The sequence below is a fragment of the Pontibacter pamirensis genome (genome assembly GCF_010015475.1).
In the GTDB taxonomy this organism is placed as follows: Bacteria; Bacteroidota; Bacteroidia; order Cytophagales; family Hymenobacteraceae; genus Pontibacter; species Pontibacter pamirensis.
Map to the genome: position 1 here is coordinate 1 of NZ_SSNI01000011.1, position 23,330 is coordinate 23,330.

Here is a 23,330-nt window from a genome sequence, read left to right on the forward strand (position 1 = left end):
TATTGAAAAGCATGGCCCTGAACATCGCTCGAAGAAGCGGGTTTCTTTCAATGAAAGACGCTACCATGGCCTTTGCTAATAAAATTACGCTGATGACTAAGTACATTAGAACTTAACGACCCTGCCTTCAAAGGGGGACAAAAGAAATTTCGATTTGTCAGCTACTGCTAAATGATTCACCATGATGAACAACGATAAACGAGCAATAATCAAATTACTTCAACTGCCTCCAGCACCCGCTGAAAAAGCTCGTTTTGTTTGCCGTTGTGCCAGCGCCACACAATCACGATATCGTGCTCCGGGTCTACCCAAACAGTATTTTGGCCTGCTCCCAGGGCGGCATAACTGGTGGTGGGTGCACTTGGCCAAGCTTTTCCTTCAGTATTCAACCACCACAGGTATCCGTAATCCGGTCCAACAGGACCACGATTTGTGGTAGCTTCCTCTATCCATGCCTCTGACACCAATTGCTTGTCTTTCCAGCGGCCGTTGCGCAGGAACAGGTATCCGAAGCGCGCCTCATCGCGGGCATTAATCCAGAGACCGCCGCCCCAGCGGGTACCACCGCTCACCGATGGCATCTCCTGGCCGTCTATCATCACCTTCGAGTTACGGTAAGGTACCCAGCGCCAGGTGTCTGAGGCATTTATCGGGTCCATTACCTCATCCTCCAGTACTTCCGGCAAAGGCTTCTCCCACACACGCAGCAACGACAGGGCAAAGCGGTTTATGCGTACATCGTTGTATTCATAAAAAGTACCCGGCTCCTGCAGTTCCCGTGGCTTGCGTTCTCCGCGGCCATACTCGGCTGTGCCAACAAAATCGCTGTTCTTCCCCCAAAGTTCCCCTTCCCACTCCGTCGTCTGACGGGCATGATGCTCCCAGGTTACCTTTTGATTCTGCTCCGACTCATAACCACCGTCCTTTATATACTTCGCAACTGGATCATGAATACTCTCTATCATGCCTTTGTCTATAGTAATGCCCAGTATAGTGGAGAGAAAGCTTTTTGCTACACTGTAAGTTGGGTCAGGTCGTTTTGTGTCGCCCCATTCTGCCACAATATAGCCGTTCTTCAGGATGATGCCGTTTGTCTCGGCTCTGTCAGCAGGTAATGGCCCGAGCATTTTGCCAAAGATTTCCTCCTGCGTGGAGAAGTCTTTTGGCATTTGCTCTGTTTCCTGGGTCTTGGCCCATTCCACCGCAGCCTGCAGCTTTACCGCATCCAGGCCTAGTTCCTCCGGGTCGCGGTGCTCCCAGTCATCGTCTATACCGGGATAGTAAAATTCTGTTTCAGTTGTTAAAGTGGCCTGTGCAGTAGCAGTTGTAGTAGTAGCCTGTTGAGGTTGTTGCTGGCATGAAAGCAGGCTTGCAGCCAGCGCCAGCGATAGTATAATGTTACGAAGCATAAAGAAAGCTAAATTCAAAGCACACAATTTACTAAAAAATAGCTGTATATACTTCTATGTTTAAACTAAGGAAAACAAATCGCTGGTTAACTGGTACAATAATATAAACAAAATAAGCTCATACATGCTACAGATAAAAGTATACTCAGACTATGTTTGCCCTTACTGCTTTTTTGGTGAGGTGGTGCTGGAGCGGGCACTGCAGGGCCTGGAAGATAAAGTAGAAATAGAATGGATGCCCTTTGAACTTCGGCCATACCCTACGCCCACGCTTAAACCGGAAGAAGACTACCTGCAAACTACCTGGCAAAACTCAGTATACCCCATGGCGGAGCAACTGGACATTAAGATGGTGCTGCCCAAAGTATCGCCCCAGCCCTACACGCACCTCGCTTTTGAAGGCTATCAATACGCGAAAGACAAAGGCCTCGGCGACGCCTATACGCACCGTATGTTCACCGCTTTCTTTCAGGAGGAGCAGGATTTAGGCGATATCCATGTGCTGACTGCCCTGGCGAAAGAGGTTGGCCTGGATGCGGAAGAGTTTAAAACAGCAGTTGAATCAGGCAAATATAAAGAGGCGCACCTGAAAGCGCTGCGCCATGCCTATGAAGAAGCAGGTGTATCGGCGGTACCCACCTTCATCATTGGGAACAAAAAAGTACGCGGGCTACTGCGTGAAGAAGACCTTAAGAATTTAATAGAGCAGGAACTGGAGTAAGTTCCTGCTCCGCATTTACCTACCAGCCACCACCGCTACGTCGTCCTCCAAATATACCTCCCAGTAAACCGCCCAAACCACCTGACTTCCTTACCTTGCCATAGCCTTTTTTGTCGTTCAGCCCTCCTAATATGGAGATGATGGAGCCGAGTCCGCCGCCGCTGCGGTACATACCTCCGCCCATGCCGCCTCCCATCATGCCACCGCCTAAGAGCCCGCCGAGCAAGCCACCGCCCATGCCGCCCATCATACCGCCACCGTATCGGCTGCGCCGCCCGCCGCCTAACAATTTTGCAATCACCAGAGGGGCAGCTATGCCTAAAATACCCTGTACCATTTGTGGTGAGATACCTGCATTTTTAAACATATCGCCAAAGCCGTTCTTGTTCAGAAACGACTGCGAAGTTGGGTCCTCCCCCTGCTTCTGTGCCTCGTCGGCTTTGCTTACATATTGCTCCAGTATGCTGTACTGCTTCTGGTTTACCTGCAGGTAATCAGCCATCCGCTGAATCTCCTTTTGCTCTTCCGGAGAGTAATGCCCGTCAGCTTTCGCAAAGCTGATGATATCAGTAATAAAGGAGAATCGCAGCTGGCTGCCCTTCAGCACATCCAGGCACTTCTGCACGTTTATCTGCGATGGGTTTTTAGCGATATGGATGACCTCCTGCTGTACATTTTCCGGAAGCTCTGCAGCCTCGCTCATCAGGCTTAAAAATTCCAGTTCTTCCTCTGTTGTCTGTCCGTCTGCCGACGCCATTGTGGCCAAAGCACCAAAGTAGGCGCCTTTTTCCTCCATTGAGTAGTCTTTCAATAAATTAGTTTGTTCCTGTTCCATTGCTTTTTGCGGATTTTGTATGGTATACCTCTTTTAGTTTATGCTCTTTACTATCAATGCTGCCACTACTCCACCACCAGCACGATTTTACCGGCGGCATGTCCTTCTTCGCTGTAGCGGTGCGCTTCCGCTGCCTCGCGTAACAGAAACTCCTTATCCACTACTGGCCATACCTTTCCTGCCTCTATCCAGGCACGAATCAGTTCCAGGTCCTCTCCTTTTTCATCGGCCACCAAAACCTTCAGCTTCTTATTATAAAAAACGGACAAGGCATATCCCAGGGCTATGTCCTTGGGATTAGGTACAGTGGTAACATAGCGCCCATTCTGGCATAGGCTGTCTTTACTGCCCAGGTACGTGCTCTTGGCCACGGCATCGAATATAATGTTATAGCAATTCTTTTTTTCTGTAAAATCCTCTTCTGTATAATCCACAACACGGTCTGCCCCAAGGCTCTTCACCAACTGAATGTGATCAGTACTGCATACACCCGTTACCTCGCCTGCCCCCAGTGCTTTGGCAATCTGTATGGCAAAAGAGCCTACACCACTTGAGGCGCCGTTTATCAGCACCCGCTCTCCCTGTGCCAGTTCTCCCTTGTCGCGCAGGGCCTGCAAAGCGGTGAGCGCAGTCAGTGGCACAGCAGCTGCCTGTACGTAGTTCAGGCTCTCAGGCATTAACACGGCCGCTTTATCTGAGATAACGGCAAATTCCGCAGCCGCCCCTCCCAGGCCTGTGTCCAGCATCCCAAACACGCGGTCTCCAGGTTTAAAAGTTGTCACCTCTTGTCCTACTTTTACTACCTCACCGGCGATGTCGTGCCCCGGTATCTTCGGAAAATTCAGACCAGACACCGGAAGCAAGTGCCCGGAGCGGACTTTCCAATCAACAGGATTTACGCTGGAGGCATACACGCGCACCAGTAACTGGTCTTCTTTCACCTCCGGTTTCGGTTGCTCTCCATACTGCAATACATCGGCGTCGCCATACTTTTCATAATAAATAGCTTTCATACGTTTTCGGGTGTCTGTTCGAACTCTGCTTTACGGCCTGTAGGTCTGTGTGTTTTGGCTGTGAGGGAATGGCCACTTTAAATGAGGAGCAGAGTCTTTTTGCGGATGTTTTAGTGCTTAGTGTCATAGAATAAGTGGAAGGGCGTGTTGTTATATAAAACTAATTTTGCCTTGGATTTTGTCTAAGCTGCCGTGGTTACTGTTCATCCAGCGGCATCTCACCCAATGTTCTATGGGACAAGTCTTAGCTCTCAAGGCCGAGAGGCCTCGTCTTCGGGCATCGCGCTGTGTATATTTCCTGCCTTACGGCTGCCACTAGCGTGGCACCGGAAATTTACAAGGCGCTCAACCCAAAGACTGGAAACAGTCTCACTTCGTGCTGAAGGATTAAATTTGTTATTGCTTTAGAGAAAAACTTTAAGGTATATTTGGTATCAAGGGTAAGTTGATAATTTATATATTCTTTGACATTTATAAAAGCAAAAGAGCCGGGTAAAATACCCGGCTCTTTCAGCTTTAAACCCTATTAGTTTCTTGTATGCATTATTCTTTAACCATTTTGATAAACTGGGTGAAACCACCAATCTGCGTTCTGATGATGTAGAGGCCTCTCGGTAAGCCAGCGCCAAACTTCATTTTCTCAGTTGTGAAGCCTTTCTCTACCTGCACCTTACGTTCTATCAGTTGCTTGCCAACCGCGTCAGTTATCACGACCAGCATTTCGCCATCTGTCTCTGAAGAAATATCAAGCGTTATCTCGTCATTGAACGGGTTCGGGAAGGCAATCACTTTGCTTGATACGCTGCCAAACGTCACCATCTTCGGACCGAAGAACTCGAAAGTTCCGGCGTGGTCAATCTGCTTCAGACGATAGTAGCGTGTGCCGTCCTTGCCATTCTCTTTGTCAGTGAACGCATACACCTGCTTCGTATTGGAATTACCGTTCCTGCTTGGCACGAAATCCAGCAGTCTATAATTCAAACCATCCTCCGATACCTGCACTTCGAAACCTTTGTTATCTGTTTCAGAAGCAGTCGCCCACTCCAGCAACACATTGTTGCCTTGCTTGCTGGCGGTCAGGTAGATGATTTCAACTGGGAGCGGAACCACGCCGATGTTTGTCAGCGTGTACCTTACACAGGATGCAGCATTCAGCAGCACGGCTTTTAGTTCTACACCCTCTCCTTCTCTTGAGTTTGTTTCTGTGTATGTAGTTGATGTTCCTGTTTGTACCGGACTTCCCCAATCTGTACCAGGCTTCACACGTCTGTACCAGGTTATTTCTGGACTAGTTTGCAGTCCTAGTTCACCTGACACAAGCGGTTCTTTCTCTACTACTTTTACAAACCACTGCGTCTCATCAGTTGACCAAATCACCTCTAGTATAGGCTCTTCTTGGTCTGTCGGCTGGTTGATGACTACTGTCGTTGTGCCGGATACAGGGCATGACTTATCATCTGTTACCTCCACCTTATATTCGCCGGCTACCGCTGTGTTGAAGGTGGAAACATTCCCCGGGTTATCGGCACCTTGTGGAACAGTCCAGGTGTAAGTATAAGGTGCAGTACCATTAGTTACGCTTGCAGTAACTGTGGCTTCAGACCCAATACAAGCTGGCGGGCTGCTGAGTGTCAGTTCTGGCAGAGCATTAATTACCACTGTTTTACTTCCATTCATCAATTGTGGACAGGGTGCAACAGGCGGATTACTTGTGGTACTGCCTATAGTTGTGGCTAAAACTGTATAAGTTCCTGCTGCAGTTTGGTTACCGAAGTTTATGGGACTACCTGTAATACCTGCTACCGGTGAGCCAACTGCTACATTATTGAGTTGCAGCTGATAGCTTATTCCAGTTTGTGAGTTGTCTAACCCTACCGGTACACCTGTCCCGCCTGCGCAGTACTCTCCCCCACCTGTTACATTATAAGCTATTGGCAGAGGCGTTACATATACGTTTACAGTTCCGAAAACTTCACAGCTACTGCCGCTTGCTGTAATTGGTTGTACAGTGTATGCTCCTGCAACTGTCTGGTTACCGAAGCTGATGGCGTTACCTGTACCTGCAATTGGTGAACCGACTGCTACACCATCGCGAAGTAACTGGTAATTAACTCCTTCCTGAGAGCTGGCAAGACCTACTGGAACACCTGCACCACCTGCACAATATGCGCCACCACCAGTCATGGCTTGTGGTAGAACCACATTTATAGTAACGTTGTTAGACTGATTATTAGCAGCACACTTTTTGGATGTCTCATAATTATTTATGTCAGTCAAGAATCTCAGGTATACCTGGTCTCCATTCTCAAAACCACCTGAAGGACCTGAAGTTGTCAGTGTGTATGTATAGACACCATCAACGAAAGGTTGAGCAGGACCCAAAGGTAGATTAGTTCTGGCTAGCACGAACTCTACTGTTGTGTTTGCATCCAGCCAGTTGAAGGCTGTGTTTAACTCTGCAGTAAGTGTAACAGAACCGTTTTTACATATCGGGTTCGGAGCTACAGCTAAGGTGGCAGAATAGCCTGGTAATTCAGCACTGTACATCCTGTTTGACTGTATGGTAGGCAGTACTGTACCACACTGTGTTAAATTAACATAGACATGGTAATAGTCCTGAGATGAAAGACCAGCATCAGTTGTAAAATACTTGTCATTCTTTCTGTTTACTTCATGGTTCTTACCCCACTGGTAAGTCGCAGCATCACGGCTTACTATTTTAGATTCTAATCCAGGCTTCACAACTGGCTGGAAGAACCTATATGCAAGGTTTTTAATAGCCAACGGAGTATTTTCTGGGAAAGGATAGTTCATGTTAGGTTCCGGGAAACTTGAACTTCCTGTTGGTACTGGCAGCTTAGTATCAGAATAGATAGGTTGCCCATCCGCATCAACTACATATGGATAAATAACATCTCCTGGTTCCAAGTCTCTGTAGATGGTAGTAGTATAAGTCACCTGCACACCACGGCAGAAAGGATGTGGGTCTGCTAAAATAACTGCCCTGTAGGTAGACTTTTTAATCTTGAAAGTTTTCTCTTCCGTTGCAGAACAGTTGTTTGGAGCAGTACCTATAGATATAGAGTACCTGATGGTTACATCTTTTTCTGTAGCTGTACCAAGTGCTGTACAGAGGTTAAGTGTGTTTCCTGATAAGCCGCTAGTACCAGTTGGGGAAACAATGGAGAAGGTACCTCCTGTGGTTCCAGTTGGTACGAATGTAATGCTACCAGCTCCAGAATATACTGTTTGTCCGTTTTCAACACCAGAGAAAGTAGCTACTGGAGTTGGATTCACCCTTACGGTGAAGGTTCTTGGGGTGCCAGGGCAGCCGTTAGCCGTAGGTGTCACCGTCACGGTGGCAGTAACCGCGGTGGTGCCGGTGATGGTGGCCGTGTAGGCCGGGATGCCGGTCGCCATGGTTGTGCTGCTACCGGTGCCAAAGCCTACGTTAGCAGTAGACGTCCAGGTGTACGTGGTCCCGCTCACAGGGCTGCCGAAGGTGATAGCCGCGCCAGGCGCGCCGTTGCAAAGCGTCACATCGGAGATGGCATTAACTGTAGGTGTCGGGTTCACGGTAACTGTGAAGGTCCTCGGGGTGCCAGGGCAGCCGTTGGCCGTAGGCGTCACCGTCACAGTGGCCGTCACAGGCGACGTGCCTGTGTTGGTGGCCGTGTAGGCCGGGATGCCGGTCGCCGGGGTCGTGCTGCTGCCGGTGCCGAAGCCTACGTTAGCAGTAGACGTCCAGGTGTACGTGGTCCCGCTCACAGGGCTGCCGAAGGTGATAGCCGCGCCAGCTTCGCTGTTGCAAAGGTTCACATCGGAGATGGCGTTTACCGTAGTAGTCGGATTCACGGTAACTGTGAAGGTCCTTGGGGTGCCAGGGCAGCCGTTAGCCGAAGGCGTCACCGTCACAGTGGCCGTCACAGGCGACGTGCCTGTGTTGGTGGCCGTGTAGGCCGGGATGCCGGTCGCTGGGGTCGTGCTGCTGCCGGTGCCGAAGCCTACGTCAGCAGATGAGGTCCAAGTGTAGGTGGTCCCGCTCACAGGGCTGCCGAAGGTGATGGCCGCGCCAGCTTCGCTGTTGCAAAGGTTCACATCGGAGATGGCGTTTACCGTAGTAGTCGGATTCACGGTAACTACCACGTTCTGCTCTGGGCCTTCGCAACCGTAGGCGGTAATTCTGTAGATGTAAGTTACATCAATAGGAGCCGTAGTTTCATTTACTAACGTCTCGTTTATAGTCGCACCTGCCACCGGATTTGTCACCGCTGCGTTGCTGATGCCAGCCACAGCCGCACGTGTCCACGTAAATGTTGGTGCTGGTAGGCTTGTTGTAGCTGTTGTAGCGGTGTATGTAAATGGTGTATTGCTACAAACTGCCAACTCGGTAGTGGCACTGTTTAGTACTGGACGAGGATTAACCACAACTGTTACATACTGTAAGGCGCTTTCACAGTTTTCTGGGGTTGTAATTTTGTATACATAAGTAACCTCAAGCGGTCTAGGTGATATGTTAATCAGTACCTCATTAATAGTTCCTGTACCACTGGCTTCTGGATTACTTATGCCATCAACATCAGCGCGTGACCAAGCATAAGTGGAATTAGCTGGTGCATTGCTTGTTGGCGTATAAGAGAAAGTTTCTCCGCTACAAATAGCATCTGGTGTTGTTGTTCCCGGAGTTAATAGTAGCTCCGGCTTTACCGAAATATGAACTGTTTCGGCACTTGTATTGGTACAGCTACCTACAATGGCTTTTCTTCTGTACCATCTATCTGCGGTGTGCGCACCTAGCTGAGTTTGGGTAAGGTTTATGCCTGTAGCACCAGTTAGATTAGTGAAGGTTTCATTATCCAAACTTACCTCCCACTGGTATGTTACCGGGCCTACGGTTGAGGATGCTGTGCTACCTACAATTTCCTCAGGTATAGCATTATAACAAACCTCTTGGTTACCGTTATCGACACCAACAATGTTGTTTCCAACTACCGTTTCCTGTACTGAAATTGTGCTTGAGGTACTCTTACAACTGGTATTGTTGTTGGTTACCACCACATAGTATGTGCCAACCACACCCACTTCAGTGGTTCGGGTATTTGCAACTTCAACATGACCACCAGATTCAATTCTGAACCACGTGTACGAATAACTTCCTGCTTCCTCTGCAGCAGACAATAATGCCGTACCTGGCGAACAGAAATAAGTGTTTGTCCCTTGGGTGATTGTTGCTATAGGAAGCGGGTTAACTGTAACTGTAACTTCATTGCTGTAATTAACGCAGTTACCCGCCCTAACACCTCTTCGATATTCTATTGTAGAGGGGCTTGTTACTTCTCTTGTCGCAGGCTGGTAGTCTTCATTAGTAGTATTTATCCCTTCTGCAGCAGCCCAAGTAGTTGTTCCAGCAGCTCTTTGCTCCCAAAAATACGCCACCTGCAAGTCGCCTGCAGTTGCTGCTGCACCGTCTAGTAACGCAATATCATCGCCGGAGCAAACATTCTGTGTTCCGGTAATTGTATTATTAGCAATTGCTGGTGTTACAGTCACTGCCACTGGAGTTTCGTGGGTTACCGAGCAATTGCCTGAGGTAACGGTTCTTCTATAGTAGGTAGTACCTGCCGTAGCAGTAGAGGGAGTATAGCTCAGTTCGTTGTTTGTACCTGTAGCAGGATCCCAAGGTCCAGCAGCATTAGCGCTCTGCTCCCACAGATAAGTCTTCGAGGTAACTCCTCCCGATACAGTTGCAGTTAACGCAGTGGCAGCTGCTACTGTCTGGTTCTGGCAGAGCTGCGTTGCGCCTGTGATTGAGCCTTGTGACAGTGCAGGTGTTACATTGATGGTAACAGTTTTGGTTGTCGGGCAATTTGTTGTAATACCGTCTACAGTATAAGAGTTACTTCCAACTACAGTATAGGTAGTCGTTGCAGTTGGGGTCACAGTAATTCTTTCACCTGTCGTACCAGCATGTATCGCGCCACCAGACCACACATAAGACTCCGCACCGCTTGCTGATAGTTCCACTGACTCACTCGCGCATATTTCAGTTTTGCTGGCATTAAGTGTAACATCAGGACGTGGATTGACAGTAATCTCTTTAGTAACCTCAGGACCAGGTGCGCCACAAAAGTTGGCCTCAATTACTGAAAGCACGACCTTTCCCGCTGTACTACCAAAAGTAATACGAGGATTTGCGCTTGTTTCGCCTGATACTATTGTTGCATCTCCAGATTTAACTTTCCATGTATATGAGGTGATGTTTGGTCCCGTTTGAACACTAAAAGCGTTAGAGTTTGATGTACTTGCACAAATCGAACTTGGACCTTCGATAGGAAATACAGAAAGGGGTCTAATTTGCTTTGGAAATCCTAAAGAAACCCCATTATTACTTGCAGGAGTTGGATTTGTGACAACAATATCTTTGGTGCCAGAAGTTGCAAATGCAGTTTCAGGTAATGTAGCTGTTATAGTGGTTGGATTCACAACAGTTACTGAACTTGCTGGAACACCTCCAAATGTAACGGTTGCACCAGAAACAAAATTCTCACCAGTGATGGTCACCGTTGTTTGAGGGTCACCCACAGAAAAACAACCACTTACTGCTGTTATAACAGGGCGCGGATTATTTACAGTAAAGGCCGTACTGGTTGCGGAGGTTAAGCCACTACTTGAAGCAATGAGCGTATAGCCAGCTCCTGCTGTGTTTATACTGGCACCTGTAAAGGTTACCACACCGTTTGAGGTAGTTGTTGTACCAGGAGTTAATACACCGGCTGCAGGAGGGTTTGGCCCTATAGCAATAGCTAACGTGTTTGTCGCGGTTATTACTGTATTCCCAAACCTGTCTTGAATAACAACACTTGGACTTGGTGTTATTGCCGCATTAACCTCTACAGTTGTGGGCTGCTGCACAAAGGCCAACTTATTAGGTGCACCTGGAATGAGCCGAAGAGAAATTGGAGATGACGAAGTAACACTTGTTGGAGTTGAATTTGTTGTGTTCAACACTTGCACATTGATTTCCCTTGGTTGCGGTGAGGAAATTACTCCAGTAGTAGGCTTAATCCTGAGATTAGAAATAGTTACTACATCGCGCTTATTTTGATTACCGGGTCCCGCTGTTAAGTTAAATGTTAAAGTGCTGCCGTCCGTACTAAAAACAGGAGCTGAGTTTAATGTAACCTCACCTCCAGTGCCCAGAGTAGCTTGTATATTAGGAGTTGAGTTACTAGTTGGGAAAGCCCATCCTGATGGAGCCCTCAGTACTATGCTATAAGAGTTACCTGAAGCAAAGTCAGCATAATCTTGAGTAGCAGCGCCCTCGCTTACAACTACATTATCAATAGTTGTAAATGTATTTGTTGCAGCATTGTCCGCACTGATATTATAAGAACCAGTACCACTTATAGTTATACCAACAGCTGCCCAAACATAGAGCGACGTCGCTAGAAACAATAAAAAGGCACCTGCCGGAACAGTGTACCTCTTTGCACTCAGAAAATGCGCAATCAATTGTGTAAAATTCTTTTGCATAAAAATAGGGTTAGGGTTTTAAAGCAGGTTGCTAGGGTGTTCGTAGTACTAATAGGTTCTTATATTTAACAAAATCTATATTTTGATTTACAGAGGGGCAAAAGAGGTACTGGTAATGTAATTTCAGCGCGGGTTTAGCGGCATCCATTGCATTACAGACTGGTATACAGAACAATAGCTGTATTAATTAGGCGGAAACAGGGGCGAGTTCAGGTAATGCACCTTAGCGCATTGCCTTTTTCTGTGATTCATTTGATTTTTATGCTTTGTAAAACTGTTTTCAAATAGTATATATTATTCTTTATATATAATGATTTCCTTTATTAAACTACATGTACAGCTAAAAATTAATTTTGTTACACTAATTGCAAAGAAAATACAGTCAAATGTTACAATAAAAAATCCCAATAGGTAAAAAACATTGTAGAAGCTGCTGTAGAGCCTGTAAACAGACAGAAAAATTGATGGAAGGGTCTGTAAAATTTTATAGTGATTTCGGTATATTTGTCTAAATTATCATTTTATGAACCGTAGAACTCACCTAAGCATCCGCAGAGCACACCGCTACTTAGGTCTTTTCACCGGCATCCAGTTTATCTTCTGGACACTGGGTGGCCTGTACTTCAGTTGGTCGGATATAGATGAGATACATGGGGATTTTCAGCGCAAAACGCCAGTGAATTTCAGTAGCCAGATGTCTTTGGCCTCCCCGGCACAGGTGCTGGCGCAGCTGCCGCAGGCTAATTCTGTAAAGTCGGTTAGGCTGGTGGAGATTTTGGGAGAACCCGTTTACCAGGTTATTTTTTTTAGGAATCATAAGGGAGAAACTGTATCGCAAACGCAGCTGGCCGTGGCGCAAACCGGCACGTTACGGGGCAGTTTAACAGAGCAGGAGGCTGTGCAGATGGCCCGGAACAGCTTTAGCGAAAAAGTAGAAGTGCAGCAGGTAGAGTACCTGACGGCGGGGCAGGTCGGGAAACACCATGAGTACCGCAAGAGCCCTTTGCCTGCCTATGCCGTTACCATGCAGCACCCCACTAATACCACAGTGTATGTAGCAAGTGAGCGGGGCGAAGTAACCAAGTTCAGGAACAACAAGTGGCGCATGTTCGATTTCCTCTGGATGCTGCACACCATGGACTATCAGGGCCGCGATAACTTTGGCAACCTGCTGCTGCGCCTGTTCTCTGTGGTGGGCATGGTCACTATCTTGTCTGGCTTTGCATTGTACTTTGTGAGTTCGAAAGGCAGCCGCAGAAAGGCAGCTACCGGCACGACACGCCCTGGTGTAATACGGTAGTTTATTTATGAGCATATATAGCAAAAAGGTGCCTGAATAATTCAAGAGAAGGGCTCTTGGAAGCTTCCTCCCCTAATCAGTACTTTACCGTTTGCAAAAGCCTTCTTAAAAGAGGAAATTGCAGGTATAACCTGATATAAATAACTAACACTTCACCCTCATACATGAAGAATCTACGTGTACTTGCTGTAGCGGCTATGCTGGGCCTGGGCCCGGTGGCGGTGGCACAGCAGACCGAAACCAGCCTTTCTTATTACCTGCCGGCTGATGCTTCGTACAACAACACCATTCCGACTCCTAAAGAAATTCTGGGCTATAACGTAGGCGAGTGGCATGTGAGCCACGACCAACTGGTGATGTATGTGCGCCAGATGGCGGAGTTGTCAGACAGGATGGAGATAGTGGAATATGCCCGCACGCATGAAAATCGCCCCCTGTACCTGCTCACCATCACCTCACCGGAAAACCTCCGCAACATAGAACAGATCAAGGCGCAGCATAAAAAATTGACAGACCCGGCACAGTCCGGCAGCTTGGACATCAGTAAAATGCCTGCCGTGGTATGGATGGGCTACAGCGTGCACGGCAACGAACCCAGCGGCAGCAACGCGGCGTTGCTGGCCCTATACCACCTGGCAGCAGCCCAAGGCCCGGAAATAGATAAGCTGTTGAGCGAGACAGTCATTCTCCTGGATCCGTCTATTAACCCGGATGGCTTAAACCGCTTTGCCAGCTGGGTGAACACGCACCGGGGCAAGAACCTGGTGACAGATGCCAACAGCGCAGAGTTTGACGAGGCATGGCCGCGTGGCCGCACCAACCACTACTGGTTCGACCTGAACCGCGACTGGCTGCCGCTGCAGCACCCGGAGTCGAAGGGGCGGCTGGCGAAGTTTCATGAGTGGAAGCCGAATGTACTGACAGACCACCATGAGATGGGCACCAACTCCACGTTCTTCTTTCAGCCGGGCATCCCTAGTCGCAACCACCCGCTCACGCCTGAAAGTAACTTTAAGCTGACACAGAAGATAGGAGATTTCCATGCAAAGGCACTGGACAAGATCGGCTCCTTTTATTTTACGGAGGAGAATTACGACGACTTCTACTATGGCAAGGGCTCCACTTACCCAGACGCGAATGGCGCGGTGGGCATTTTATTTGAACAAGCCAGTTCTAGGGGACACGCGCAGGAAAGCGAGAATGGTGTGCTGACTTTCCCGTTCACCATCCGAAACCAGTTCACCACTACCCTCTCCACGTTACAGGCCGCACAAGCCATGCGCGAAGAACTGCTGGCACATCAGCGCAGCTTTTACAAAGATGCGCTGAACGAATCGAAAAAAGCAGGGACAAAGGCGTACGTATTTGGCTCAGAGAAAGACAAAGCCCGGGCGTACCACCTGGCCGAAATCATCAAACAGCACCAGATAGAAGTGTATCGTCCGAAAGAAGCGTTTAAAATCAACAATACAACTTATACGCCGGAGAACGCTTATATCATCCTAACGGAGCAGCCACAGTACAAGCTGATTGAGGCGATGTTCGAGAAACGCACCACATTCCAGGACAGCCTCTTCTACGATATCTCTGCCTGGACTTTCCCGCTTGCCTTTGACTTAGAGCATGCTGCACTTTCTTCCCGAAACTATAAGCCTACCCAACTGGGCCTGAAAGTGGAGAACCTCTCTTTCCCGAAAGGGGAAATCGCAGGCGGCAGAAGCGACTATGCCTATGCTTTTGAGTGGCATGATTACTACGCCCCGCGTGCGCTGAACACCTTGTTTGAGCACGGCATTACGGCCAGGGTAGCCACCGATAAATTCACCACCGCGGAAGGCAAGCAGTATGACTACGGTACCATCCTCATACCTGTTACCGGCCAGTCTATCAGTTCGGAGGCGCTACAGCAAGTGCTGCAGGAGGTGGCAACAAATAACGGCATACGCATACATGCCCTGAACACCGGCTTTAACCCGCAGGGCATTAAGCTGGGAAGCCCAATGATGCAGACGCTGGAGCAGCCGAAGATCCTAATGCTGATGGGCGACGGCGTGAACAGCTACGATGTGGGCGAGGCCTGGCACCTGCTGGACAACCGATTCGACATGAAGCCCACGATGGTAAAGACAAATGACTTTAACCGCATCGGCCTGAACCGGTATAATGTGATTGTGATGGCAGACGGTAACTACAACACCATCTCGAAGGACAAGCTCCGGAACTGGGTACTGCAGGGCGGCACTGTAATAGGTATGGGCGAGGCGGCCCAATGGCTGGCAGATAATGGCATCGGCAACATCCGCTTTAAAAGAACGGAACCGGACACAGCAGCCCAGAAACCGTACGCTGACATGGCCAACACCACCGGGGCACAGGTAATTGGCGGCGCTATTTTCGAAACAAACCTGGACCTGACGCACCCGCTGGCTTACGGCTACACTGATGCACAGCTGCCCATTTTCAGAAGCAACACACTGTTTATGGAGCGTTCCAAAAGCCCTTACGCAAACCCGGTGATGTATACCGCCAATCCGCTGATGGCTGGTTACATCTCCGACCCAAACCTGGAGTTGCTGAGAAATTCCGCTGCTGTAGATGTATCGGCAGTGGGTGCGGGCAAAGTGATTGCCATGCCGGACAACCCTAACTTCCGTGCTTTCTGGTACGGCACAAACAAACTGTTCCTGAACAGCATCTTCTTCGGCCAGATCATCAACAGCCGCTCTGCCCGTGCGGATGAGGAGGCGCATTAACAGAAACAGTAATTCCTGTAGAGCATGAGAAAGCCAGCGCATGTGCGCTGGCTTTCTCATTTCAGGGAACATAAGCAGTTTATTTTACTACACCCGAAACCCCATCTTGCCTCCAGACCCTTTAATATATTAAGCAGGCATCATAAAACAAGCCCTTACAGGCTGCTACCGCTACCTTAGCCACCAAACCACCTGTAGGCTAACAAAGTATAAACCATTACCTTTGCACGTTCAATAACACAAAGAAACCTATGAGCGCTAGAGCGTCGGAGCTATTACTCCAAACAGCCTACGAAAGCGAGCAACTACCTGTGCCGCCGGAAGAGACAGGCAGCATTTACAATGATTTTGAAAAAACTTATAAGGCGTCCATAACCTCGCCGGGCAAAGCAACTGAAGAACTTAACTACTGCTTTGAGCGCCTGCGCCTGCTGCTAGCCATTGCCTTTGTAAAAGCCTTTACCCGCCTATCCAACAACGAAAAGAGCAAAGAAGCGCTGGACGTGCTGCAGGAAGCCCTGCAAGCCCGAAGCACTAAAGAAATCGACAAGGTTATACAGAAAAAAATAGCTGTGTTCGACCAACTCTACCACGAAATGTTTGTAAACGAGCAGCGGGATCAGATTCTGCATTTGTTTGAGCAGACGCTGGATGCCGGCACCAAGGAAGAACTGGACGAGATAATTTTTGGTGGTGTGGCCTTACTGCAGGAGGTAGACTGGGAGGCGAACGAGGAGGAGGACCAGGAGGATACTGACCCACTGGACGAAGACTTTTTAAAAAACCTGTAAAAGCGCGCCTGCCGCAGCCACACTATGGAGATTTCCCTTACCACACCAGCGCTCTTGTTTCCGGCTATCTCGCTGCTGCTGCTGGCCTATACCAACCGCTTTTTGACGCTGGCCAGCCTCATCCGCAGCCTGAAAACCCGCTACGCCACTACCCACAGCCACCTGGTGTACAGCCAAATCCAGAACCTGCGCATACGCCTGAATCTGATTAAAAACATGCAGGCCTTCGGCATCTGCAGCATCTTCGGCTGTGTGTTTTGTATGTTCATCCTTTTTGCAGGCTACAACACACTGGGCAAATATGCATTTGGATTAAGCCTTATCCTGCTCATGGCTTCGTTGGCGCTGGCGCTACGGGAGACGCAAATATCCGTAAGGGCACTAACCCTGGAACTGAATGACCTGGAGGAGGAAACTGAAGAAAGCAAGAACAAGCTCTAAAAGCTACCTTTAACCACAGTGTTACCTGAACGAGAGGTCCGCTAATTTAAACAATCTGGAAGCAGCAGCCATTATTTAGTTTCGTTTTATACTGTAACAGCTTATTACATGATCCGCTACAACAGTCTCTAAAAGAGGAGCTTCAAATCTAATATATATATATAGCACAAGCTTTGTATTAACATAGGCCTAAAGAAGGCATACAAATAAGATGTTCTTTAGAACCTAATCGATCTTGATACGTTTCAAGTTTAATTCTAAGTCCTAACTAACGCCTATCAGGATGAAGCTGCGCTTACTTCTCCTACTATTTTCCCTTTGCTCGTGCTTCAACGCCTTTGCAACCCACATAGTGGGAGGCGAGTTCGAGTTGCAGCACCTGACAGGTTACAACTACAGGTTAATCTTACACCTATACTTCGACGATATAAATGGCGATCCAAATCGTAAAGATAACTTTGTCAGGGCTGGCATTTTCGAAAAGGGCACAGACCGCTCTATTAAGGCCATCCAGCTCCCTATCAGGGGGAGTTCTGCCATCAGCTATTCCAACGTAAGTTGCACTACCAGCGACCTGAAAACATCTAAGATAACTTATTCCGAGAGCATCTATTTAGATCCTGCTATATATAATAGCCCGAATGGGTACTATGTTGCCTCTGAGATCTGCTGCCGTAATTCCCCCATCAATAACATGGCACCGGGGGAGGCTGGCACTACTTATTATATGGAGTTCCCGGCTGTTGTGATGAACGGCATCTTTTTCAAGAACTCTTCCCCACAGCTTCCTCCCCCTATCAGCGACTATGCCTGTGCAGGCGAATTGTTTTACTACAACCTCAGCGGCACTGACGCAGACGGAGACAAACTGGTATATGACCTCGTAACGCCACTGAGCGGCCACAGCAGCCCAGGCGACAACTCCATGCCACCAGCCTCCAGCGCACCCTATCCTGAAATTGAGTGGTTACCAGGGCATAATAAGAATAACCAGATTTTAGGGTCTCCGGCTCTCAGCATCGATAATACTACAGGAAGACTTACAGTAAGACCAGGCAACCTGGGCCTGTTTGTTTTTGGTGTGCGCTGCCAGGAGTTCAGGAATGGCGTAAAAATAGGGGAAGTCAGGAGAGACTTTCAGCTGTTGGTAAAGGACTGCCTTGACAATGAAACACCTCAGGTTTCAGCACTGGTGCCGGGGAGCACGAAGCTTTACCAGGAAGGACAGGTGCTGCGCATAAGCGCAACAGATTCCCGCTGCATCAAAGTGCTTTTTACAGATCCGGACAAAGACGAGCAGATCTCTATCGCTGCACAACCTGTAAACTTTAACAACAGCTACTTTAGCCTGTCGAATGAAAGTGGTGTGGTGAACGGGGGTAACCAGGAGGAGGTATTAGAGGCATTACTTTGCCTGGACAAATGCTTTGACACAAAGGGTGGCATTTATCTACTTAACCTGATTGTTAGTGACAATGGCGACAACGCTTGCAGTTTACCCAAACAAGACACCTTACAACTAAGTTTACTGGTAGAGCCTGTCCCCAACCACCCGCCAGGCATATCGCTCTCTACCACCAAAAGAGTAATGGAAGTTTCGGGGGGGGATATCATCAGCTTTGATGTTACCGGAACTGACCTTGACAATGAAGAAATAACTGTTTCAGCAACCGGCAAGAATTTTGACATCAGCTCCCAGAACATCACATTTGAGGCTAAAAGTGGCATTGGTCAGGCATCAACTCCTTTTACCTGGCAAATTGACTGCGAGGCGCTTCAAAACGCCTCCTATCAGATAGAGTTCACAGTTACCTCTGCCTCCTGTGGCAGCCAGGTAACTAAAACTGAAATTATAGAAGTTATCACCGTCAGGCATCCTATCGGTAACAATTCTGTAACAGATAACCAGGCATTGTGCTTTGGTGAAACTCCGCAACCTCTAACAGGCAGCCTACCTACCGGTGGAAAGGGGCCTTTTATATATAGTTGGGAAGTGAGTACATCCGGCTCGAAGGATGGCTTCATGCCTGCCCCTGGCACCAACAATGAGCAGCATTATACGCCGCCCATATTGGGTAAGACTGCCTGGTACAGAAGGAAAGTCACCTCAGGCTTGTGCAACGAAAGTATCAGCGAAACAGCAAAAATAACGACAGATGTTATAGAGCCGGATGCAGGCGAAGATATAACCATCATACAGGGAAGTGTTGCAGGACTGAAGGCAAAGGGCGGGGAAATCTACTCCTGGTCACCCGCGACCGGATTGTCTGACCCAAACATCCTAAATCCTATCGCCAAACCAGTCGAGACTACTACTTATACTGTAACCATGACAGCCGAATCTGGCTGCACCTACACTGATGAAGTCACCATCACGGTACTGCCGCGTCTTGACCCTACCAACACCATTACGCTGAACGGAGACAACATCAACGACAACTGGCACATCCGCAACGTAGAGTTTTACCCGAACTGCCGGGTGCAGGTCTTCACCCGCTGGGGCGCCCAAATCTTCGACTCGAAAGGTTATCAGGAACCATGGGACGGCACCCAAAACGGAGAGCCGCTGCCCATGGCCGCCTACTACTACATCATTGACCTTGGCATGAAGGAGAAGCCGATTTCAGGCACTATCAACATCATTAAGTAAAGCGCATGAGAGTTTTGATTTGCCTCATATTTTGCTCCTGCTGGTGTGTGGCTGTGTTTGCGCAGCAGCGGCCACAGCATACGCAGTACTTTCAGAACAATTACCTGCTCAACCCTGCTGTGGCAGGCATAGAGAGCTATATGGATGTGCGCTCCGGCTTCCGGAGCCAGTGGGTCGGTATGGAGGGCAACCCCACCACCTTTTACACCAGCGTGCAAACTGCCCTCAACAAAAACGATAGAAACTCTTCCCGGCTACGGCCAGGCAGAACCTATACACCACAAGCTGCCTCCACTGCTAACAAGAACAACCGTTTTTATGTGCGTCCCCACCATGGCATTGGCGCCATCGCCCATATGGACAAGTCCGGCTTGCTTTCCAGCTTCTCCTTTAACCTGAGCTATGCCTACCACCAGCCCCTCACAAGAAGTATTAATCTATCTGGCGGTGTATCCGCGGGGATATTGAAACAGTGGATAAGCAGAAAGGATGTGGACGTACTTATTCCCGACGACCCGTTTCTTAACGGCGAGGCACTCAACAGGAACAAACTTGACCTGGGCCTGGGCCTGTGGCTCTACAGCCGCGACTTTTATGTAGGTGTGTCGGGCATGCAATTGTTAAAGAGCGTGAATGATGTGGGCACCGATGGCTTGCCCCTTGCGGAGCTGCAGCCGCACTACTACGCCACAGCGGGCGTTCGCTTCAACCTCTCGCCCAACATGACCCTGACTCCCTCTGTAATGGCAAAAATGGCGGCAGGGGGCATGTCGGCAATAGACGCCAACGCAAAGGCTGTCTACAACCAGCGCTTCTGGGTAGGAGCCTCTTACCGGCACAACGATGCCGTGGCCGCCATGGCAGGTATCTATGTGAATCACTTCATTGATGTAAGCTACTCCCACGATTTCACCACTTCTGATCTGAACAGGGTCAGCGCCAATAGCCATGAAGTGGTCGTGGGCATTAAACTCAACAACCCACAAAAAACATTGTGCCCGCAATGGGCATGGTAAAGGTACTGAAGATGTGGCACGTGCTGTTTTTCTACTTTAAGCCTAACTCCTTGACAAGGCTTGTTTCTGGTACTATGCTATTTATGCCTTTCCAGTTGCATAAGCTCATTTAAGTCCTGCTTATTGGCTATTACAACATAGATAGTAACTGATACAGGTTAATGAGCTACTTTTAAAACTTAATCAATCTTGTTACGTTTCAAAAAATTATCATTAAGTTCTAACTAAACCCTTTCAGGATGAAGGTACGCTTACTTCTCCTACTCCTTGTGCTCTGCTTTTGCCGCCCTGCTGCTGCCACTCATATTGTGGGAGGCGAGATGGAACTACGGCATATAGACGGCTATAACTACCGGCTGGTACTAAACCTGTACTTTGATCAAATAAACGGATCGCCCGGTGCGAAAGACCCCGTTAACTACATCACCATATTTGAAAAAGGCACCAATAAAGCTGTAACAACAGTTTCCCTGCCTATAAGGGAAGAAAAGCAGCTGAGCTATACCAACATCAATTGCACGACCGGCGAATTAAAAACTTCCCTGATCCTGTACTATGAAGACATCTACCTCAATCCTGCCGTCTACACACATGCAGCGGGCTATTACGCCTCGTGGGAGCGCTGCTGCCGCAATAACACGGTCAGTAATATAGTTTCGCCGCAGGATGCCGGTATTACATTTTATGTTGAGTTTCCAGCTGTTGTTAAAAACGGCAGCGCTTTCGTAAACTCTTCTCCAAGACTATCTCCCCCTCCTACCGATTATGCCTGCCAGGGAGAGCTGTTCTCCTATAACTTTAGCAGCACAGATGCTGATGGCGACGAACTTGTATATGACCTGGTGACACCACTGAACGGCTATAGCACGCCAGGTGTACCTGCCCCACCGGCCTCCAGTGCACCATACCCTGAAATTAACTGGCAGGCAGGGCATGATGTAAACAACCAGATAAGGGGAAGCCCCGCTGTCAGGATAGACAGGAACACAGGCATGCTTGTTGTAAACCCAACGTATGTCGGGCTTTTTGTTTTCGGCGTACGCTGCCAGGAATTTAGGGACGGCGTGAAGATTGGAGAAGTAAGAAGGGATTTCCAGCTCTTGGTAAAGGACTGCCCCCGTAACGAAAACCCAGAAGTGTTTGCCCAGCCTCCTGGCAGCACCAACTATTACAGTGAAGGGCAGCCGATTCAAATCAATGGGACTGATCCGCGCTGCCTGAACGTCTTCTTCACAGACGGTGATAATGATGAGCCGCTGACGCTCTCCGCCAAGGCTGTCAACTTTGACGGCAACGGCTTCTCTTTTACTGGCCTGACCAGCGGTGTTGCAAACGCAGGCGGTATAAAGGGCATGCTGGAGACATCCATCTGTTTTGATCCCTGCCTAGATTCTGAGGGCAAAGTATACTTACTGGATTTGATTGTAAGTGATGACGGCGATCAAGGCTGCAGCCTCCCGCGCCAGGATACCCTACGGCTAAGCTTTGTGATTGCCCCTACGCCGGACCAGCCTCCTGCTATTTCGCTTTCAACACCGAACCGGGTGTTTGAAGTAGTTGAAGGAGACGTTATAAGCTTTGATGTGACGGGCACTGACCCAGACCAGGATAATGTGACGGTGTCGGCTACCGGCAAAGGCTTTGATCTCGGCACGCAGCAAATCACCTTTCCGGCAAATAGCGGCACCGGCCAGGCTACCTCCTCCTTTAACTGGCAGATAGACTGCGCTGCCCTTCAACAGGCAGTATACCAGTTAGAGTTTACTGTTACGTCTATATCCTGCGGGAAACCAATTACCACCACGGAAACAGTGGAAGTGAGAACGAAGCAGGATAAGATTTCAAACAACCGCGTTTCTCAGGACCAAACCGTCTGTTATGGCACCTCCGCTGCTGCTATTACCGGAACTACCCCCACCGGCGGCCCGGGCACCTATACCTATCTTTGGGAAATGAGCACTGCAGACGCACCGGGTGTTTTCGCGGCTGCCCCCGGTAACAACAGCCTGCCCGACTATACACCAACTGCCCTTACCCAGAACTGCTGGTTCAGAAGGAAAGTAACAGCAGGAGCCTGTTCAGAGGCATCTGTGAGTAACGAGATAAAGGTAACAGTAATGCCGCTGCCTCTTGCACCCTCCTTTACTGGCACCACCACGTGCTCCGGCGAAACAGCAACGTTAACAGCTGCTGCTACGGATGCCGACACAATCCTGGAGTGGTACGACCAGCCAACAGGCGGTAACCTGCTGCATGAAGGCACTACCTATCAGACCATGACAGTCAGCACCACCACCCACTATTATGTGCAGGCAGTGAACAGCAACGGCTGTGTGAGTGGAGCCAGAGCCAAAGTTACAGCAGAGGTGCTTGATGCTGCAGCAGATGCCGGTGAAGACCTGACGATCATTGAGGGAGGCTCCGCAGGTTTGAGAGGAAAAGGCGGGGAAACTTACTCCTGGTCGCCAGCCACAGGCCTTTCTGACCCGAACGACGCTAAACCTTTGGCCACACCCACTGAGACGATTACCTACACCCTTACAGTCACCACGAAAAACGGCTGCACCTATACCGATGAACTGACCATCACGGTGCTGCCGCGCCTCGACCCCACCAACACCATTACGATGAACGGAGACAACATTAACGACAACTGGCACATCCGCAACATTGAGTATTACCCGGACTGCCGGGTGCAGGTGTTTACCCGCTGGGGCGCCCAGATTTTTGACTCAAAAGGCTATCAGGAACCATGGGATGGCACACATAACGGGAAGCCGCTGCCCATGGCTGCTTACTACTATAATATTGATCTTGGGATGAAGGAGAAACCCATTTCAGGCAGTATCACACTTATTAAGTAAAGCC

Annotated in this window: 13 protein-coding genes; 9 read left to right on the forward strand and 4 right to left on the reverse strand. The window is 49.0% G+C overall.

Annotation, left to right across the window (positions count from 1 at the left end):
- Nucleotides 1–209: 209 nt before the first annotated feature.
- Nucleotides 210–1,409, reverse strand: a complete 1,200-nt coding sequence (locus tag E1919_RS10875) for a serine hydrolase domain-containing protein (protein ID WP_162053427.1) — start codon at nt 1,407–1,409, stop codon at nt 210–212.
- 124 nt (nt 1,410–1,533) lie between these two features.
- Here E1919_RS10875 and E1919_RS10880 point away from each other — a divergent pair, with 124 nt between their 5' ends.
- Nucleotides 1,534–2,130 carry a DsbA family oxidoreductase gene (locus E1919_RS10880; protein WP_162053428.1) on the forward strand — a complete coding sequence of 199 codons (597 nt, stop codon included), beginning with the start codon at nt 1,534–1,536 and terminating at the stop codon, nt 2,128–2,130.
- A gap of 19 nt (nt 2,131–2,149) precedes the next feature.
- Here E1919_RS10880 and E1919_RS10885 read toward each other — a convergent pair whose 3' ends face one another.
- The 3 genes from E1919_RS10885 to E1919_RS10895 form a co-directional block, all read right to left on the reverse strand.
- Nucleotides 2,150–2,965, reverse strand: a complete 816-nt coding sequence (locus E1919_RS10885) for a tellurite resistance TerB family protein (protein WP_162053429.1) — start codon at nt 2,963–2,965, stop codon at nt 2,150–2,152.
- 65 nt (nt 2,966–3,030) lie between these two features.
- On the reverse strand, nt 3,031–3,978 hold the full coding sequence (locus E1919_RS10890) for an NAD(P)-dependent alcohol dehydrogenase (protein ID WP_162053430.1): 948 nt from the start codon (nt 3,976–3,978) through the stop codon (nt 3,031–3,033).
- Nucleotides 3,979–4,521: 543 nt separating this feature from the next.
- Nucleotides 4,522–10,461 (reverse strand): T9SS type A sorting domain-containing protein, encoded by a 5,940-nt coding sequence (locus E1919_RS10895; protein WP_262888708.1) that lies wholly within the window; start codon nt 10,459–10,461, stop codon nt 4,522–4,524.
- Here E1919_RS10895 and E1919_RS10900 point away from each other — a divergent pair.
- From E1919_RS10900 to E1919_RS10935, 8 genes are all read left to right on the forward strand, one after another.
- On the forward strand, nt 10,385–10,549 hold the full coding sequence (locus tag E1919_RS10900; protein ID WP_162053432.1) for a hypothetical protein: 165 nt from the start codon (nt 10,385–10,387) through the stop codon (nt 10,547–10,549). The genes E1919_RS10895 and E1919_RS10900 overlap by 77 nt on opposite strands.
- Before the next feature lie 1,485 nt (nt 10,550–12,034).
- Nucleotides 12,035–12,811: a PepSY domain-containing protein gene (locus tag E1919_RS10905; protein WP_162053433.1), complete on the forward strand. Its 777-nt coding sequence runs from the start codon at nt 12,035–12,037 to the stop codon at nt 12,809–12,811.
- A gap of 164 nt (nt 12,812–12,975) precedes the next feature.
- A complete protein-coding gene (locus tag E1919_RS10910; RefSeq protein WP_162053434.1) occupies nt 12,976–15,564 on the forward strand; it encodes a M14 family metallopeptidase in 2,589 nt (862 codons plus the stop codon).
- A 251-nt stretch (nt 15,565–15,815) separates the two neighbouring features.
- Nucleotides 15,816–16,355 (forward strand): hypothetical protein, encoded by a 540-nt coding sequence (locus E1919_RS10915; protein WP_162053435.1) that lies wholly within the window; start codon nt 15,816–15,818, stop codon nt 16,353–16,355.
- A 24-nt stretch (nt 16,356–16,379) separates the two neighbouring features.
- The gene (locus E1919_RS10920; RefSeq protein ID WP_162053436.1) at nt 16,380–16,796 is read left to right on the forward strand and encodes a DUF2721 domain-containing protein; all 417 of its coding nucleotides are present in this window, start codon (nt 16,380–16,382) and stop codon (nt 16,794–16,796) included.
- Nucleotides 16,797–17,079: 283 nt separating this feature from the next.
- Complete coding sequence (locus E1919_RS10925) at nt 17,080–19,446, forward strand: gliding motility-associated C-terminal domain-containing protein (RefSeq protein WP_162053437.1); 2,367 nt, start codon at nt 17,080–17,082, stop codon at nt 19,444–19,446.
- A gap of 5 nt (nt 19,447–19,451) precedes the next feature.
- A complete protein-coding gene (locus E1919_RS10930; protein ID WP_162053438.1) occupies nt 19,452–20,462 on the forward strand; it encodes a PorP/SprF family type IX secretion system membrane protein in 1,011 nt (336 codons plus the stop codon).
- Between the two features lie 239 nt (nt 20,463–20,701).
- The gene (locus tag E1919_RS10935) at nt 20,702–23,326 is read left to right on the forward strand and encodes a gliding motility-associated C-terminal domain-containing protein (RefSeq protein ID WP_162053439.1); all 2,625 of its coding nucleotides are present in this window, start codon (nt 20,702–20,704) and stop codon (nt 23,324–23,326) included.
- The last annotated feature ends 4 nt before the right edge of the window (nt 23,327–23,330 follow it).

Coding starts and splice junctions, on each gene's coding strand:
- E1919_RS10875 (WP_162053427.1), bottom strand. CDS start 1,409: ATGCTTCGTAACATTATACTATCGCTGGCGCTGGCTGCAAGCCTGCTT.
- E1919_RS10880 (WP_162053428.1), top strand. CDS start 1,534: ATGCTACAGATAAAAGTATACTCAGACTATGTTTGCCCTTACTGCTTT.
- E1919_RS10885 (WP_162053429.1), bottom strand. CDS start 2,965: ATGGAACAGGAACAAACTAATTTATTGAAAGACTACTCAATGGAGGAA.
- E1919_RS10890 (WP_162053430.1), bottom strand. CDS start 3,978: ATGAAAGCTATTTATTATGAAAAGTATGGCGACGCCGATGTATTGCAG.
- E1919_RS10905 (WP_162053433.1), top strand. CDS start 12,035: ATGAACCGTAGAACTCACCTAAGCATCCGCAGAGCACACCGCTACTTA.
- E1919_RS10910 (WP_162053434.1), top strand. CDS start 12,976: ATGAAGAATCTACGTGTACTTGCTGTAGCGGCTATGCTGGGCCTGGGC.
- E1919_RS10915 (WP_162053435.1), top strand. CDS start 15,816: ATGAGCGCTAGAGCGTCGGAGCTATTACTCCAAACAGCCTACGAAAGC.
- E1919_RS10920 (WP_162053436.1), top strand. CDS start 16,380: ATGGAGATTTCCCTTACCACACCAGCGCTCTTGTTTCCGGCTATCTCG.
- E1919_RS10925 (WP_162053437.1), top strand. CDS start 17,080: ATGAAGCTGCGCTTACTTCTCCTACTATTTTCCCTTTGCTCGTGCTTC.
- E1919_RS10930 (WP_162053438.1), top strand. CDS start 19,452: ATGAGAGTTTTGATTTGCCTCATATTTTGCTCCTGCTGGTGTGTGGCT.
- E1919_RS10935 (WP_162053439.1), top strand. CDS start 20,702: ATGAAGGTACGCTTACTTCTCCTACTCCTTGTGCTCTGCTTTTGCCGC.